The sequence below is a fragment of the Thalassospira sp. MCCC 1A02491 genome, from assembly GCF_001613785.1.
Classification (GTDB): domain Bacteria; phylum Pseudomonadota; class Alphaproteobacteria; order Rhodospirillales; family Thalassospiraceae; genus Thalassospira; species Thalassospira povalilytica.
Genome location: NZ_LPVX01000001.1, coordinates 117,523 through 133,282, shown reverse-complemented (window position 1 = coordinate 133,282; position 15,760 = coordinate 117,523). Strand labels below are relative to the sequence as shown.

Genomic DNA, 15,760 nt, shown 5'->3' with positions numbered 1-15,760 from the left:
TCACCATTGATCCAGGCCAGCACCGCCTCAACCGTCTGGCCATAAAACACATCCCAGGTATGGCGGGTGACATAGCCCAGATGCGGGGTCAGCAACAGCTTGTCGCATTTGCGCAGTGGATGGGCAGCCGGCAGCGGTTCCTGATCATAGACATCAATACCTGCGCCTGCGATTTCGCCCCGGTTGACGGCATCAATCAGGGCCGCGTCATCAACAATCGGCCCGCGTGATGTATTGATCAGAAATGCGGTTTTCTTCATCTGCCGGAATTCTTCGATGCCGATCAGGCCGCGCGTGCGGTCTGAAAGACGCTGATGGATGGTGACGAAATCGGCATCGCGCAACAGGGCTTCCTTGCTGGGTTTGTATTCGACACCGACTTCCTGACAGCGTTCCGGTGTCAGGTTGGTGCTCCATGCGGTGATGTGCATGTCAAAGGCCTGGGCAATTTTGGCGATTTGCGCCCCAAGTCGGCCAAGGCCGATAATACCCAATGTCGATCCGGCAAGATCCTGACCGAGCCCGATCTGCCAGCCGCCACTGCGCATCGAGGCATTTTCACCCACAATATTGCGCGCAAGTCCCAGCATAAGGGCAAATGCCAGTTCCGGTGTCGCGGTTGATGGTGATTCCGTCCCGCAGACCGTAATCCCGCATTCATGGGCGGTTGCCACATCAATTGCCGCATTGCGTTTGCCCGACGTGACGATCAGTTTCAGATTGGGCAGGCTGCGGATCAGGTCACCGGAAATCGGTGTGCGTTCGCGCATGACACACAGGATGTCAAACGGCATCAACCGGTCACGCAACGCATTCTTGTCAGTGATGGTGTCATGAAAGACCGTAATCTCGCCATGCGCCTTGACAGCAGACCAGTCAGCCGATTGCAGGGCAAGTTTTTGGTAATCGTCAAGAATGGCAATACGCATGGTTGGGTGTCCTGTGTGGGATAAGGTCAAATCATTTATATTCTGGCGAAAATCAGCGATGTATTGATGCCGCCAAAGGCGAAATTGTTGCTCATCAGATATTCGGCGGAAATGGTACGCGGTTCGGAGCGGATGTAATCAAGATCGGCACATTCCGGGTCGGGCGAAACAAGATTTGCGGTCGGCACAAAGGTTTCGTCCCGCATCATTTCCAGACCAAGCCATGCTTCGATCGCACCGCACGCCCCCAGCGTATGGCCGAAATGCCCCTTAAGGGTATGGATCGGAATGGCACGGTCGAATACGGCACGGGTTGCCTTGCTTTCGGCAAGGTCACCATGATCGGTTGCGGTGCCGTGGCCATTGACGATATCGATATCGGCCGGCGACAGTCGCGCATCTTCAAGTGATTTGCGCAGGGCAATTTCCATCTTGTCGGCTTGTGGCTGGGTGATATGTGCGCCGTCGGAGTTTGAGGCAAATCCGACAATTTCGCCAAAGATGGTCGCACCACGGGCAACCGCATGTTCGTATTCTTCAAGGATCAGGGTTCCGGCACCTTCGCCAATCACCAGACCATCGCGGTTTTGGTCATAGGGGCGCGGGGTAACATCGGGCTGATCGTTATTGTCGCTGGTGGCAAACAGGGTGTCGAACACCGCAACCATGGTCGGACAGAGTTCTTCTGCCCCACCGGCAATCATAACATCCTGCATGCCGTATTTGATAGCTTCATAGGCGTAACCGATGCCCATGCTGCCCGATGTGCAGGCGGTCGATGTCGGGATGATGCGCCCACAAATGCCATACAGAACCCCGATATTGACCGCTGATGTGTGGCTCATCATCTGGATATAGCTGGTGGCGGTGATGGCGTTGCTGTCACCGGTTTCCATCAACCGGGTGAAACCCAGCACCGGCGGGGTGCTGCCAAATGACGACCCATAGGCAATCCCAAGGCGTCCGCCCTGCAAAATCGACTTTTCATCGCGAAGACCGGCGATTTCAAGCGCCTTGTCCGTGGCCGCAACCGACATCTGGGCAACGCGGCCCATGCTGCGCAACTGTTTGCGGGTAAATTTGCCTTTAAGGTTAAAGCCTTCTACCGGGCCGGCAAGCCGGGTACGAAGATCATATTTCCCGTCCCATTCATCCATGCGTCGGATGCCGGTTTCCCCGGCATTCATACGTGCAGAAATGGTTTGCCAGTCATCACCAAGCGCGGTGATCCCGGCCATGCCGGTTACAACAACCCGTCTGGTCATAGCATCCCCCCGTTCACGCTGATGACCTGGCGGGTGATATAGGATGCATCGTCACTGCACAGGAACGCCACAGCGGCGGCGATTTCGTCTGCCGTGCCATAACGGCGCATCGGGATCATTGCCTTGACCTCGTCTTCCGGCAGGTCTTCGGTCATCCGGGTTTCGATGACGCCCGGTGCCACGGCATTGACCGTGATCTTGCGTTTGGCCAGTTCCAGCGCCAGTGATTTCACCGCGCCGATAATCCCGGCCTTGGAGGCGGCATAATTGACCTGTCCGCGATTGCCCGCCAGTCCGGCAATTGACGTCAATGCGACAATGCGCCCGCCTTTGCGGCGCTGGATGATGGGCATGATCACGGGTTTGATCACATTGTAAAACCCGTCCAGATTGGTGTGCAGCACACTGTCCCAATCATCATCTTCAAGGGCCGGAAACGCGGCATCGCGCGTCAATCCCGCATTCAGAACAACCCCGTATGGTGCGCCATGTTGCGCAATGTCGTCTTCGATGGCGGTACGTGTTGCATCACGATTGGCGATATCAAAACTGATCAGACGCCCGCTGCGTCCCGCGGCCATAACATCATCAAGAACCGATTGCGCACCATCGCGGTCCGAATTGTAATGCACGATGATGTCAAATCCGTCACGGGCAAGGCGTCTTGCAGTGGCGGCACCAATGCCCTTGCTGGCACCGGTTACCAGAATGGTCTGTGTCATGGCTGTGTCGTTTCTTGGTTGGTGGTCGTCATGGTGTCTTCGGGCTGATCCGGGGCAGATGCCGGCTGGAAGACATTGATCTGGGCGTTGACCAGAACGGTTTCACCGGTTCTGACCTCGCCTTCGAAGACGCCCATCTGGTCATCTTCGAAAATGTTTTTAACAAAGACATCAAGGCAACTGCCCGCCGCAAAGCCGTCGCAGGCCAGGGTCATTTTGCGTGTCCCCAACAAATAGCCGATGCGCGGCGGCGTGGCCGGGTCGGCCTGTTTGCCGCGCCAGCCACTATAGGCGGCGACGGCCTGGGCAATATATTCAATGCCGACATAGGCTGGAACCCCGATGCCGTCTTCGAAGAACATGCTGTTTTTATGAATGCGAACACGGGCATGCAGCCGGTCAGGGTCGGCAGAACATACTTCGTCAATCAGCAGCATCGGGGCTGCGTGCAGGACAAGTTCGTCAACCGGTGGCATCAAGGACGGGGTGTTATGTGCAGTCATTATGACGGACCAATACGGTTAAATCCCCGCCCCAAAATGACGGATACATTGCTGCCGCCAAAGGCGAAGGAGTTGCTCATCATTGCAGATTGTTCAGACGGTGCAAGTCGTTGGCCGACAGTTTTGACAAGATTGATTTCCGGGATGTCCGGGTCGGCTACGCCGTCCCAGATATGACGGGGCAGCGGGGTGCCGTTTTCCATTTCGGTCAGGGACAGCCAAAGAATGGCGGCCTCAATCGCGCCTGCGGCACCAAGTGTGTGACCGGTCATGGGTTTGGTCGAACTGACGGCAATGTCATGATCAAAAACCTGATGTATCGCGCGTGCTTCCATGCTGTCATTAAGCGGGGTCGCTGTGCCATGCATATTGACATAGGACACCGCCGCCGGGGACAGACCCGCCTGATCCAGGGCGGCCCGCATCGCCGCGGTCGCACCGATGCCATCGGGATGGGGGGCGTTGGGATGATGGGCATCGGATGTTTCCCCAACGCCGAGCACCGAAATATCCCCCCGGTCCGGGCGCATGACAAACAGGGCCGCACCTTCGCCGATATTGATGCCGTCGCGATTGATGCTCAGTGGATTGCAAATCCCCGTTGCAACCGAGCTTAGCGAATGAAACCCCCGAACGGTCAGGCGGCACAGGCTGTCCACACCCCCGACCAGCACGGCATCGCAAAAACCGGCATTCATCAGGCGTCTTGCCGCGGCAAAGGCCTTGGCACTTGAAGAACAGGCTGTTGAAATCACATAGGCCTGATTTTGCAGACCAAGGGCATCGCGCAGGAAATCTGCCGGTGATCCGATTTCCTGATGTTCATAGCGGAAGGTGTCCGACCATTTTCCGGTCGCAAGTTTTTCACGATATCCCGACGTGCCTTCTTCGATCCCCGATGTGCTGGTGCCCAGAATGATCGCAACCCGATCCTTGCCGAATGTTGCGATGACATCGGAAATTTCATCGGCGATCTGGTTGGCCGCCGTCCATAACAGGCGATTGTTACGCGTATCATAGTGACCAAGATGATCGGGCAGGGCATCGGGCGGGCTTGTGACGGTGCCAAGGATGGTGCTGGCATCGACCAGATAATCGTCATGCAGGATCATGTCGGCAGGGCGGTCGCCAAACAGGGTTTCTGATGATTGTGCCTTGCCCGATCCCAGTGCCGATACAACACCAAGGGCCGACAGAAAGGCGGGTTTTCCGGTCGCTGTCATGGTGCCATCCGCTGTGAATTGATGGTCAGTGTGTATCCATGGCGCGTGTTATGCAACGTTGCCGTTCCCTGCCAGGGATCGGTTGCGGGACGGGTGACCGTGATCAGGGCATTTTGGGTATGATCGGAATGGATGATCCTGCCTGACGGGTTCTGTTGGATCGTCATGCCGGGGCCAAGTGCATTTTTGACATCGTCAAGCGGCCAGTATGTGACAAACATGTCAGCCAGCAGACGGCGCGCATCAATCCGGTCGGGCAACCAGTCAGCGCGTGCGACATTCAGTGCGTTTTCCGTCCAGTCGATATCAAGGGCACGCCGTCCCAAACCGTCAAGCACCGTGACCATGACGTGGTTGGTGGTGATGGCAATACGGGCGATAAAGGTTGTGCGTTCCTTTGTTTCTGCCGCCGCCGGATCGGTCCAGGTTGCGCTGACCTGTTGGGCGATATTGATCGGGTCGGCAGCCTTCCATGGATTGGCAGGCAGGGTCAGGAAAACATCGTTTTCACCATCGGGCACCACCAGATCACGGACAGACGCATTCATCGGACCGTCATCCGGGCGATCGGCAAATTGCGGGCTGCAGGCACCGAGGATTGCGGCAACCATGATGGTCAGGACGGATCGCATAGGTCGTGCAACATCTTAAGGTAATGATCGGTTTTGCTTACAAGCGGATTGTCGAGATTCCAGGCGTATCCGGCAAGGATCGAAACAACCATGCGCTTGACCTTGGTGTCTTCGGTCGGCTGATTGAAAATGATGGTCTGAAGCCGCCCGTCATACCACGCGTCGACATAGGAACGAAAGGTCGCAACACCACGTTCAAGCGGAATGGCATAATCGTTTTGCCAATCGACATTTTCGGCATTTTGACGATTGATCAGAACGTTGGCCGCCATTTCGGCCGACTGCATGGCGATGGTGACACCCGATGAAAATACCGGATCAAGGAACCCCGCCGAATTGCCAAGCAACGCATATCCGTCGCCGAACAGCTGATCGGACTGGGCGCTGTATCCGGCAATCGCATTAAGCGGACGGATCGGTCTGGCATCGGCAAGGATGGTTCCAAGGCGGGTATCGGCAATCAGTTGATCAAAGATCGCCTGTTCATCCATTGATGACCATCGGGGATCCTGATCGGGGAAAATCACGCCGATGGATGATGTGCCATCCGAAAACGGAATCAGCCAGTACCAGACTTCCTGATGGGTTGGGTGAACCGTGATCAGGATTTTGTTCCGGTCGTGATCGGTGGTCGACATGTTATCTTGAATATGGGTAAACAGTGCCCGCCGTTCGATGGATTGGCCGGACCGCGCAATGCCCAGCATCCGGGGCAGGACACGGCCATATCCGCTGGCATCAAGGACAAATGACGCGCGCAGTTTGCCGGTTTCGCCACGGTCATTCTGGAATGTCAGCTTGCAGTCGCCATCGGTCAGGCTGGCTTCGGTCACCTTGTGCGCGAACCGGATATCAATGCCCGCGGCAATGGCGGTATCGGTCAGGATTTTGTCAAATCGCGCGCGCTGGACCTGGAATGTGGTGCCCCAGCCTGATGGTTCGAAATTCTTGCGAAAATCGATGGACTGATACAGCGGACCGCGTTCGAAAACCGCACCATTCTTGAACTGAAACCCGGCCTTTTGAACCGCATCAAGAAGACCCGCACGTTCAAGGATGTTCATGCAGTTGGGCAACAGGCTTTCGCCAATGACAAAGCGCGGAAATGTCTGTGCCTCAAGCACGGTGACATGCATGCCCGCATCATGAAGCAATTTTGCCGCCACGGCCCCGGCCGGTCCGGCGCCGATGATCGCTATGTCGCAATCGTGCATTATTGATGTCCCCTGGATTGCGGGTGGGTGGTGTGGTGATCGTTGCCTTTATGCCCGGCGCACATCCAGTATGACAGCACCCACGCCGATATCAGCCCGATCGAAATGATGGTGCCGATGGCATTGACCACCGGAACCGAACTTGTCGCCAGAAGCCCGAATGCCAGAACACTGCTGATCAGTGACAGGAACACGGCAAACCGGGTTGCATCCTGTGTGCCGTGCTGGTGGCTTTCGGATGTAAAGATCGCGTAATCCGCGCCAATGGCAAACACCAGAAACAGCGCCATAATGGCAAAGAAATTGATCGTCACACCAAGCACAAAGGCCCCGCTTACAGCACAAAGGATGGCAATCAGCGGTGCGGCAACGACATGCAGCCCTTCAGGAAACCCGTATCGCAACACCGCAACCAGTCCCGCAACAAGCAGCGACACGCCAAGCGCGATGCTGGCCCAGACACGGTATCGGGCAAACTGACCGGTGATGGTTTCGCGCGGATTGATCAGGTGGGCCTGTCCGATATGCGATATCGCATCGCGCACGGCATCGACGTCCTTTACCGCATTAAGGCGGATGATATCGGTTTTACCGCGTTGCAGGTCGGATAATCCGGGAATGGCTGCAAGAATTTCCGGGGCAGGTTCAAGCGGGGTTTTGGTGTCTTGTGTGCTCGCCACGTCCACCGGAATGACGGCCTGCAATTGCGGGCCGAATGGTTCAATCAATTGCGATGTGATCAGGGCGCGGTTGGCGTTCTGGCGGCTGATGGACGGTATGACATCGGACAGACCAAACAGACTGCCGATACGTCCATCGGCGATCAGCGGACGCAATGCATCGCGGACGGCTTCGCCGGTTTCAAGGCGGTCCTGAATGTCATCGCCATCCACCCGGATGAATTGCGGGTTCCCGCCCATGCCAAGGGTCTCGCCAATCATCCGTGCATCGTCAATCAGGGCGTCATCCCCATGGCCAAGGGCGGCGATATCATCATTGGCGGGCAGATAAAATGCCGCCCCAATCAACGCAACAGCCGCCAGAACCAGCATGACATGACGCAGTCCGTTCGATGGCCGAACAGCCAAAAGAACAGCATCGATTTTCTGATAGATCACTCTGATGGCGGCGCGGTCGCGGATATTGCGGGCCGGCAGGCATGGCAAAATGGTCACCACGGTGACATAGGCGGCAATCAGACCGGCAATTGAATAAACCGATATTTGCGCAAGCAGGATCGTCGGTGTGAAGGCCAATGCGGAAAATCCGCAAACCGTGGTCAAAAGACCGAGCCGAAGCCCCGGCCGAACATGCGAAAGCCGTGTGTCATCCGTTCCGTCTGATCCGGGCAAAACCAGATAATGCAGTGCATAGTCGATGGAAATCCCGATCAGGCTGGCACCAAAAACCAGCGCAATGGCATGAATGCTGTCAAAGATCAGAACAAGGGCGGCGATACCGGCAAGAAGACCGCTTCCGACGGTCAACAAGGCTGCCAGGATCGGAAGTGGCGACATGAACACCCAAACCACCATCGCAATCACCCCGAATGTTGCAATCATGGCAATGCGCTGGACGTCTGATTTTGCGTGGTTTGCTTCGGACACGGCGAAGAAAATTTGCCCGGTTTTGGCAATCAAAAGGTTGTCATCCGATGCCGTCGCGGTGGCAATCAGGTCATTGGCATGGTTGACCCAGTCGGCCTCATATCCGCTTGCCCGGACATGCGGGGCAAGGGTGATGATGATTGGCGTTCCATACCGGTCATCTTGGTGCACAAGGCCGCTTTGCCCGATCTTGTCACCGAGTTCAGCCAAAAAGCCTGGCAGCAATGAAAACGGATCACTGGCAAGCGATTGCGCAGAGACCATGGATGACGGAGCATAGAGCGATTGGACCGCGCGCCTGTAAATGCGTTGCCCGTCACCATTGGTCAGTAGGTCACGGTCTTTTTGCGATAACAGCCCCCCGGCATGATCAAGATAAAACCCATAAAGGGATCTTGCATCGCCGGTTTCAAGCCCGGGGACACTGACCGATGCGGTGCCGTCCATGTCGCGGAAGTTCTGGGCAAGGGTGCGGCTTGCTTTTTCAAGCTGGTCGCGGTCGGGATGGGACATCATGATGATGACCTGATTGGCATCACGCTGCAAAAGATCCCGAACAATAGTGATGTCGCTTAGCCGATCCTGTTGGTCGGTATCCCCGTCATGGTGTTCGCGCCCGATCAGTGACAGGATATCACCGTCAATCTTGGCGTTTTGGGCATTGATCTGCCAGAAGGTCAGAACCCCCATAACGATCAGGCACAAAACCCATATGACGGCGCGCACATTCATTATTGTGCCTGCCCGGCCAAAAGGGCTGCGATGTCATCAGGAAGTGGCAGGGACGCAGCCGTCTGGTTTGACAGGGTGATTTCGTCATGATCGCCGGTGGGTTTGTCAATCCGGACATGATCGACAAACTCACGGCCTGATGCGGTAATGTGCGCGATCTGATCGGCAATCGGGCGCCCGGCAATCGGGGTCAGTTCGATCTGCCAGGTGCTGGCACTATCGCCGTCAGTCCCATCATCGGTTTCAGCGTTATTTTCGACGCCCTTTTCAACATCCATCTCAGCAGACCGTTCAGTAACAGTAAAATGTTGGGAAAGTGCATCCCAGTTACCGGAAAGAACGGCTGAAATCAGGGTGATGAACTGATTGAATTGCGCACCATTGGCGATGGTTTCACGACGGCCGTCATCCCCGATACGGGTGATGCCGCGATCGGTCATGACGGTGACGTCGGGAAACGGTTCACGGTTTTGCCAGACCAGCCCGTCGCCTGGTGACAGGGTAAAGGCCCCCTTTGAAACCAGTGGCTGTTCAAACCCGGCAAGATACCGATCAAGGCGAAATGCACCGGCAAGATACTGATCATCACCGATCTGTTGCAGTTTGGCGGCGGGCATCGCATCCGCGCGGGCCGATGCCACATGGCCTGTCATCGCCAAAAACACGATCAGGGCAATGTGCAAAATGATCTGCTTTGTTGCGGGCAGGAACGTGGTCATTTTCGGGCTTCCAGCTTGTCGATCAGACATTGCGGGCTGGCAAACAGCATTTCGCCCGTGGCCTTTTCAACGGCAACCTGAATGGTAAAGCCCTTGGTCAGTTTTTCACCGCTATCGGCATCGCTGATCAGATAGTCGATCTTGAGACGGTTTTCATATTCCTTAAGCGTGGCGGTGATTTTGATTTTCTGCCCGAACCGGCAGGGACGGACATATTTCACCCGCATGTCGACGATCGGCCACAGATAGCCGCTTTCATCCATTTGCGGATAATTATAGTCAATCCGGTCAAGAAGCGCGCAGCGGGCATTTTCGAAAAACTGCACGTAATTGCCGTGCCAGACCACATTCATCGGATCAAGATGATAGAACTGGATGGTTTCGGTGACGGATGCGCTGATCATGCGATATCCCCGTCATAAAGCGTCCAGTCGCGGTTCTGGATGCGTGAAATCACCAGACGCAAGGTGGCTTCAAGCGGCTTGTCCTCGTTGATGAAATCGATGTCCTGTTTCAGGTGGTCAATGAACGCCACCAGATCCGGGCCAAGCTGCCTTTGCGTGATTTCGCCCGACTTTTCGCGCAGTCGGATGGCCTGAAGGGCGGCGATCAGGTTGGCGGCGACCACCTGTTCGGTCAATTGCAGCACGCGCAGGCAGTCGCGCGCGGCAATCGTGCCCATGCTGACCTTGTCCTGGTTATGGCATTCGGTGGAACGCGAAAAGACGCTGGCGGGCATGGTTTGTTTCAATGCCTCGGCCGTCCAGGCTGATGCACCAATCTGAACAGCCTTAAGGCCGTGATTGATTGACGCGCGTTCCGCATTCGATCCCGACAGGTTGGACGGCAAACCATGATTGAATTTGGTATCAACCAGAAGCGCCATCTGGCGATCCATCAGATCGGCAAGATTGGCAACCAGCGTTTTCATGCCATCGGCCACAAAGGCAACATGCCCGCCATAGAAATGCCCGCCATGCAGGATGGTGTTTTCCCCGACATCAAGCAACGGATTGTCATTGGCGCTATTGAGTTCGATTTCCAGTGTTTTGCGGAATGTAGGCATCATATCGGCCAGCACACCAATCACATGGGGCGCACAGCGCAATGAATACCGGTCCTGCAAGCGGGCCGGTTCGAAATCATCGCCAAGATGGCCAAGGTCCCCTTCGATCCATGCCGCGATTTGCGCCTGTCCCGGGTGGGGTTTGGCGGCAAAAAGCCGTTTGTCAAAATGCGCCGGATTGCCAAGCAAGCCGATGCTGGCCATCGCGGTAATGCGGCTGGTCAGTTTGCAAAGATATTGCGCCCGGACAAAGGCCTGACACATCAATGCGGTCATCACCGCCGTACCGTTCATGATGGCAAGGGCTTCTTTCGGGCGCAGGACAAGCGGCGGAAGCCCCGCCTTATCAAGGGCGTCGCGCGCGGTGGTTCTGGTACCGCGATAAAGCACGTCACGTTCCCCGATCAGGGCGGCGGCGACATAGGAAAGCGGGGTCAGATCGCCTGATGCACCAACCGATCCTTCTTCGGGGATCAGCGGCGTGATGTCATGGGCCAGAAGCCCGGTCAGTTGATCAAGCAGATCTACACTTACCGCGGAATAGCCGCTGCAAAGTGATGCCAGCCGGACGGCAAGAACGGCGCGTGCCTGATCAGCGGGCAGGATATTGCCCAGTCCGCAACCGTGAAAGCGGCTAAGATGCAGGGGAAGTTCGGCCACCAGTTCGGGGGGCACACGGCGTGAAACGGAATCGCCATATCCGGTTGTCACCCCATAGATATGACCATGTTCGCGCAGTTCCTGATCAAGAAAATCGGCCCCCTTCTGGATGCGGGCGCGAAATTCGCTGCTTCCGGACAGGACGGGGCGGGCGCGTTGCTCGGACAGGGCAATCACATCTTCGATCGTCAGATCGTTTTCGCCAAAAATGATGTTGATGTGATTATTGGTCATTATCAGCCTTTTTCTTCGCCCAGAAGTCATAGAAATTGAACCATTGCAGCGGTTCGTTAACAACAATCTTTTCAAGCCATTGCGCATAGGCACCGGCATATTTCGTGATCGCGGCTTGCCGGTTGGCGCGTGGCAGGATCATCTGATCGGCCAGTTTGTGCCAGGCAATCCGGAATGTCTTGCCCGATCGCCATGCCGCTGCCGCATAAACCGGACATTGCAGCAAATAGGCCAGAATGAACGGGCCTTGCGGGAATTGGGCATCTTCGCCCAGAAAAGGCGTCAGCACAGTCTTGTCGCGCGCGCCAATCGCAATGCGATCAGCCGCAATCACCACCCATTCGCCGCGATCAACCCGTTCGCGCAACATGATGGCAGTGTCCGGGCCGATGTCGGTTACTTCAATCAGGTCGACCTGGCTTTCAGGGGCAAATTTCCGAAGAACCCGGCCAAACCGGGCCGCGTTTTTTTGATGAAGCAAAACATTGACGCGAAAGTCGCGGTCGCGGCTGGCAATCGCGCGGACCAGTTCCATATTGCCGAAATGCGACACCAGCAGCACAACTGCCTGATCGCGCGGAAGATAGTCAAACAGGCTTTCTGCATCATCAGGAAGGTCAAGATTGCCTTCGCCCAGCTTGCCGCACCATGCCGCAATCTTGTCGAGTGCACTTTCCCCGAACCGCAAGAAATGCCGAAAAACGTTCATTCTGGTCGGGGTGATATTGGCACCGGCCTTTTGGGCGCGGATCAGAAAATCATGCGATGCCCGGCGCGCATTTTTTCCGGTCAGATAGAAATAGAAGATGATGGGCATCATCACAGCCAGACAGAACCGGCGACCGAAATAACGGTATACGGCCCCCAGAAAACGCATGCCCAAATACATGCCGCGTTCGTCGATTTCCGACCAGTGTTCGGACGAGACGGGCAGGCTGTCCGGTGCAATATCGCGCTGTCGCGGGGCAAAGGTCGCCCCGCGCCGGAAATAACCGGGCAGTCGCCAGATCATGCCAAAGACCAGACGCGTATGCATCGCACTGATCAGGACATTGTCTTTCCACATCCGGAAATTCGATATGTTGCCGTCGGGATAGGTCACCTTTGTCGGGATGTGGATCACCGGAACACCCCGCCAGTAAAGCCGCACCATCAGTTCGGTGTCGAAATCCATCTTTTTGCCAAGACCTTCGCTGCGCCAGACTGCAAGACTTTGCGCAAGTGGATAAACGCGAAAGCCGCACATGCTGTCGCGGATGGCAAAGGACAATGTTTCGATCCAGACCCAGAAATGGGTGACCCAGCGCCCGATTTTGCGGCCGGTCGGGATGCTGTCATCATAAACCGGAAGCCCGGTGACAAGTGCATCCGGTGCATTTCGCGCAGCGCGCATCATTTCGGTAATTCGATCAAGATCATGCTGACCATCGGCATCGATCTGAATGGCGTGGGTGAACCCGGCCTGATGGGCCAGTTCCATGCCGGTCATGACGGCAACACCCTTGCCGCCATTGTGCGGAAGACGATGGCAAAATACGCCATGATCGGGATCATGAAGGTTTGCAACCACCTGACGGGTTTGCGCGTTCGATCCGTCATCAATGATGAAAACATACAGATCAAATGATCGCGCCTTGGCGACCACATCAGCCAGAACGGTATGGTGATTATAGGTCGGGATCAGCGCACAGATTTTCACGCGATCTTTTCCCCTTCGTCCTTTGCCCCGTCATCTTGCGGTACCCGTAATTTCAGCGTACCCGAACTGTGCAGGTCGTCCTGATCGGAACGGTAGCTGAATTTAAGGCGATGGGCAGACGCATCGAAATCAAGTTCAAGCCGGATCACGTCGGATGGGGTGATGGGTTTGCGGAATTTCAGCTGGCTGACCTCGGCAACATTGCGCGAAGACCCAAAAACCGATGCCCCGAACAATGCGGCCCAATGCAACTGAATGACGCCGGGCAAGATCGGCTGCCCGGGAAAATGACCCTTGAAACAGGTCATGTCGCCGTCAAGTTTAAGCGTCAGTGATACGGCATCGCGTTCGTGACTGCGCACATGTTCGGTTACCTCGGGCAAGGCATTGCCATTGTCATCAAACAGGGCACGCAACAGATGAAGCGGCTTTTTGCCCTGGCTGTCTGTGGGCAGGCGATCGACAAACCGCCAGCGTTGCGGCAAGGCGGCGTCTTCTTCGAATTTTGAAAGTTCGCGGCGCAACAGCCGTCCCATGCGGAAACGACCACGCTTTTCCAGTTCGGCCTTTCCATCCGGTGTCAGGACGGCAACAACGGCAAGCCGCGGATCATCTTCGCGTGCCAGCAAGGCAACCGCATCCTCGATCAGCTCATTACGGCGCAGATGTTCTTCGACCGCGCCAAGCGACACCCGTTTGCCACCGATCTTGACGACACGATCCGCACGCCCTTTAAGGACAAAGCAGTTCTTTTCCCGGTCAAGCATCGCGCGGTCTTCGGTCTGATACCAGTCGGTCCCGGCAATATGGGGGGCGCGGACCCGCAAACATCCGGCATCGTTCAGCCCGGTTTCAAGCTGTGGCAACGGGTGCCAGGGGGCATTTTCTTGATGCTGTTGACGCCAGGCAATGCCGCCGGTTTCCGTGCTGCCATAAATCTCGGTCGGGCAGACGCCAAGCATGGCCGTGGCCGACTGTGCTGCTGCGAAATCAAGCGGTCCACCGGAACTCAGGACCAATGCCGGGCGCGGTGCTGTTGCCAGATCAGGATGCAGGTTTTTAAGCTGTGCCGGGCTTGCGACCAGCATATCCCCGGTCTGCATTTCACCAAGAACCATGTCCCAGAACTGGGCCTGCTGGGCGCAGGTGACCTGTTTGGTCATGACTGGCCAGATCACCCGAAAAATCAGACCGTAAATATGTTGATGGGACACAAGACCGATGATGCGGGCATCATCGCCCATAAGCGGCCGCCAAAGGGGCGACTGGATTGTGATTTCGTCTTCGATCTGGGCCAGGGTTTTGATCACCGGTTTCGGTGTGCCGCTCGATCCGGATGTAAAGAAGATTGCCTGGCATGATGTTGCGGGCGGAATGCCGGGTGTTGCCGGGACGGGTTTGGCGTTCGCGGCGATCAGCAATTGCTGTATTCTGGCATCATCAAGGTGGGTATCGAACTGTTGGCCGATTTCATCAAGATACCCGCTTTTGTCGGTTGCCGGCAGGATCGCGGTTGACCCGGCCCGCCAGACGGCGGTCAGCGCGATCATGAACAGGCGTGTAGACTGGCAATAAATTGAAATGCGTTTGCCCGCATCAAGCTGTGTGGTCAGGCGGTCAATATCCGCATTGATCGCACCAACCGAAAGCGTGGTGTCATTTTCAAAACACAGTCCGGTATGGGCATTTTGCGGATTGCCGAGATTTGTGAAAAAAACGCTCATGCGTTCTCCTGACCGGTGCTGTCTTGTGTTTTGCGATCATGACGGGCACGCAGAATACGGCGCACCGGCCATTCGCCGACGAACAGGACCGCAATCAGCACATAGGATATCAGCCCGTTATAAAGGGTCCATGTCTTGATACTGGCATAAAGGGCCGTCCAGGCCGCAATGCTGCCATTCGCAATAAAAAAGCCGACCCAGACCGCTGTCAGTATGCGTGTATAGCCGATGGCATAATCGTCAAGTTCGGGGGTGCGCAACCGCGCAAAGCGTTCAATCATCGGACGTCCGACAAAAAGAGACACCCCGAACAACGCCGCAAGCGTTGCAGAAACAATGACCGGATAAAACCGGATCGCCACCAGTTCGCTGGCGATCCCCGCACAGGCAAGGATCACCGCAACCAACAGAAAGGTGATTGCCTGCACGCGCTTGCCACTGCCAAGAAACAGCGCCGCACGCAGCAACACAGCCGCAATCAGCACAATCAGAATCAGGCGCGGTGAAAAGACCGATAATCCGAAATAGACCAGTACCGGATAGGCAATACCCAGTATCGCAAGCAGTATGGCACCAATGCGATTAGGAACTGACCAGGTCATGAATTTTCTCGACCACGTCATCGACGGTTCGGACCGATTTGAATTCAGTGGCCGGGATTTTCTTGCCGGTCAGTTCCTGGAATTTCACAATCAGATCAACCGCATCGATGCTGTCGAGATCAAGGTCATCCATCAAATGGGCGTCCGGGGAAATGTCTTCGGCCGGAACTTCGAACAACTCGACCAGATAGGCGTGCAACTGGTTATAGATTTCGTCGCGACTATGCAT

Annotated in this window: 15 protein-coding genes; all 15 read right to left on the bottom strand. The window is 56.0% G+C overall.

All coding sequences use genetic code 11. The features are described 5' to 3' along the window. Positions 1 to 929: D-2-hydroxyacid dehydrogenase family protein (locus tag AUQ42_RS00600; RefSeq protein ID WP_068517009.1), on the bottom strand; the 929-nt coding region annotated here is incomplete at its 3' end. A gap of 35 nt (positions 930 to 964) precedes the next feature. Next, positions 965 to 2,194, bottom strand: a complete 1,230-nt coding sequence (locus tag AUQ42_RS00595) for a beta-ketoacyl-ACP synthase (protein ID WP_068517008.1) — start codon at positions 2,192 to 2,194, stop codon at positions 965 to 967. Then, positions 2,191 to 2,916, bottom strand: coding sequence for a 3-oxoacyl-ACP reductase FabG (fabG, locus tag AUQ42_RS00590; RefSeq protein ID WP_068517007.1), 726 nt, complete (start codon positions 2,914 to 2,916; stop codon positions 2,191 to 2,193). Before fabG ends, AUQ42_RS00595 begins: the two co-directional genes overlap by 4 nt. Next, positions 2,913 to 3,419, bottom strand: a complete 507-nt coding sequence (locus AUQ42_RS00585) for a hotdog family protein (protein ID WP_068517006.1) — start codon at positions 3,417 to 3,419, stop codon at positions 2,913 to 2,915. Before AUQ42_RS00585 ends, fabG begins: the two co-directional genes overlap by 4 nt. Beyond that, positions 3,419 to 4,642 (bottom strand): beta-ketoacyl-ACP synthase, encoded by a 1,224-nt coding sequence (locus AUQ42_RS00580; protein ID WP_068517005.1) that lies wholly within the window; start codon positions 4,640 to 4,642, stop codon positions 3,419 to 3,421. The genes AUQ42_RS00585 and AUQ42_RS00580 overlap by 1 nt, the downstream gene beginning before the upstream one ends. Next, positions 4,639 to 5,274 (bottom strand): DUF3261 domain-containing protein, encoded by a 636-nt coding sequence (locus tag AUQ42_RS00575; protein WP_068517004.1) that lies wholly within the window; start codon positions 5,272 to 5,274, stop codon positions 4,639 to 4,641. The genes AUQ42_RS00580 and AUQ42_RS00575 overlap by 4 nt, the downstream gene beginning before the upstream one ends. Further along, on the bottom strand, positions 5,259 to 6,488 hold the full coding sequence (locus tag AUQ42_RS00570) for an NAD(P)/FAD-dependent oxidoreductase (protein ID WP_068517003.1): 1,230 nt from the start codon (positions 6,486 to 6,488) through the stop codon (positions 5,259 to 5,261). Before AUQ42_RS00570 ends, AUQ42_RS00575 begins: the two co-directional genes overlap by 16 nt. Further along, positions 6,488 to 8,827 (bottom strand): MMPL family transporter, encoded by a 2,340-nt coding sequence (locus AUQ42_RS00565; protein WP_068517002.1) that lies wholly within the window; start codon positions 8,825 to 8,827, stop codon positions 6,488 to 6,490. Before AUQ42_RS00565 ends, AUQ42_RS00570 begins: the two co-directional genes overlap by 1 nt. Beyond that, complete coding sequence (locus AUQ42_RS00560) at positions 8,827 to 9,546, bottom strand: hypothetical protein (RefSeq protein ID WP_068517001.1); 720 nt, start codon at positions 9,544 to 9,546, stop codon at positions 8,827 to 8,829. The genes AUQ42_RS00565 and AUQ42_RS00560 overlap by 1 nt, the downstream gene beginning before the upstream one ends. Continuing rightward, a complete protein-coding gene (locus tag AUQ42_RS00555) occupies positions 9,543 to 9,950 on the bottom strand; it encodes a thioesterase family protein (protein ID WP_068517000.1) in 408 nt (135 codons plus the stop codon). The genes AUQ42_RS00560 and AUQ42_RS00555 overlap by 4 nt, the downstream gene beginning before the upstream one ends. Continuing rightward, positions 9,947 to 11,506 (bottom strand): histidine ammonia-lyase, encoded by a 1,560-nt coding sequence (hutH, locus tag AUQ42_RS00550; RefSeq protein WP_068516999.1) that lies wholly within the window; start codon positions 11,504 to 11,506, stop codon positions 9,947 to 9,949. Before hutH ends, AUQ42_RS00555 begins: the two co-directional genes overlap by 4 nt. Then, positions 11,496 to 13,205, bottom strand: coding sequence for a glycosyltransferase family 2 protein (locus AUQ42_RS00545; RefSeq protein ID WP_068516998.1), 1,710 nt, complete (start codon positions 13,203 to 13,205; stop codon positions 11,496 to 11,498). The genes hutH and AUQ42_RS00545 overlap by 11 nt, the downstream gene beginning before the upstream one ends. Further along, positions 13,202 to 14,929, bottom strand: coding sequence for an AMP-binding protein (locus AUQ42_RS00540; RefSeq protein ID WP_068516997.1), 1,728 nt, complete (start codon positions 14,927 to 14,929; stop codon positions 13,202 to 13,204). The genes AUQ42_RS00545 and AUQ42_RS00540 overlap by 4 nt, the downstream gene beginning before the upstream one ends. After that, entirely contained in the window at positions 14,926 to 15,531 is a 606-nt protein-coding gene (locus AUQ42_RS00535; RefSeq protein WP_068516996.1) for a hypothetical protein, read from the bottom strand. Before AUQ42_RS00535 ends, AUQ42_RS00540 begins: the two co-directional genes overlap by 4 nt. After that, positions 15,512 to 15,760 carry an acyl carrier protein gene (locus AUQ42_RS00530; RefSeq protein ID WP_068516995.1) on the bottom strand — a complete coding sequence of 83 codons (249 nt, stop codon included), beginning with the start codon at positions 15,758 to 15,760 and terminating at the stop codon, positions 15,512 to 15,514. Before AUQ42_RS00530 ends, AUQ42_RS00535 begins: the two co-directional genes overlap by 20 nt.

Excerpts from the sequence above, each read along its gene's own strand:
- AUQ42_RS00595 (WP_068517008.1), bottom strand. The coding sequence starts at position 2,194 with ATGACCAGACGGGTTGTTGTAACCGGCATGGCCGGGATCACCGCGCTT.
- fabG (WP_068517007.1), bottom strand. The coding sequence starts at position 2,916 with ATGACACAGACCATTCTGGTAACCGGTGCCAGCAAGGGCATTGGTGCC.
- AUQ42_RS00585 (WP_068517006.1), bottom strand. The coding sequence starts at position 3,419 with ATGACTGCACATAACACCCCGTCCTTGATGCCACCGGTTGACGAACTT.
- AUQ42_RS00580 (WP_068517005.1), bottom strand. The coding sequence starts at position 4,642 with ATGACAGCGACCGGAAAACCCGCCTTTCTGTCGGCCCTTGGTGTTGTA.
- AUQ42_RS00575 (WP_068517004.1), bottom strand. The coding sequence starts at position 5,274 with ATGCGATCCGTCCTGACCATCATGGTTGCCGCAATCCTCGGTGCCTGC.
- AUQ42_RS00570 (WP_068517003.1), bottom strand. The coding sequence starts at position 6,488 with ATGCACGATTGCGACATAGCGATCATCGGCGCCGGACCGGCCGGGGCC.
- AUQ42_RS00565 (WP_068517002.1), bottom strand. The coding sequence starts at position 8,827 with ATGAATGTGCGCGCCGTCATATGGGTTTTGTGCCTGATCGTTATGGGG.
- AUQ42_RS00560 (WP_068517001.1), bottom strand. The coding sequence starts at position 9,546 with ATGACCACGTTCCTGCCCGCAACAAAGCAGATCATTTTGCACATTGCC.
- AUQ42_RS00555 (WP_068517000.1), bottom strand. The coding sequence starts at position 9,950 with ATGATCAGCGCATCCGTCACCGAAACCATCCAGTTCTATCATCTTGAT.
- hutH (WP_068516999.1), bottom strand. The coding sequence starts at position 11,506 with ATGACCAATAATCACATCAACATCATTTTTGGCGAAAACGATCTGACG.
- AUQ42_RS00540 (WP_068516997.1), bottom strand. The coding sequence starts at position 14,929 with ATGAGCGTTTTTTTCACAAATCTCGGCAATCCGCAAAATGCCCATACC.
- AUQ42_RS00535 (WP_068516996.1), bottom strand. The coding sequence starts at position 15,531 with ATGACCTGGTCAGTTCCTAATCGCATTGGTGCCATACTGCTTGCGATA.
- AUQ42_RS00530 (WP_068516995.1), bottom strand. The coding sequence starts at position 15,760 with ATGCATAGTCGCGACGAAATCTATAACCAGTTGCACGCCTATCTGGTC.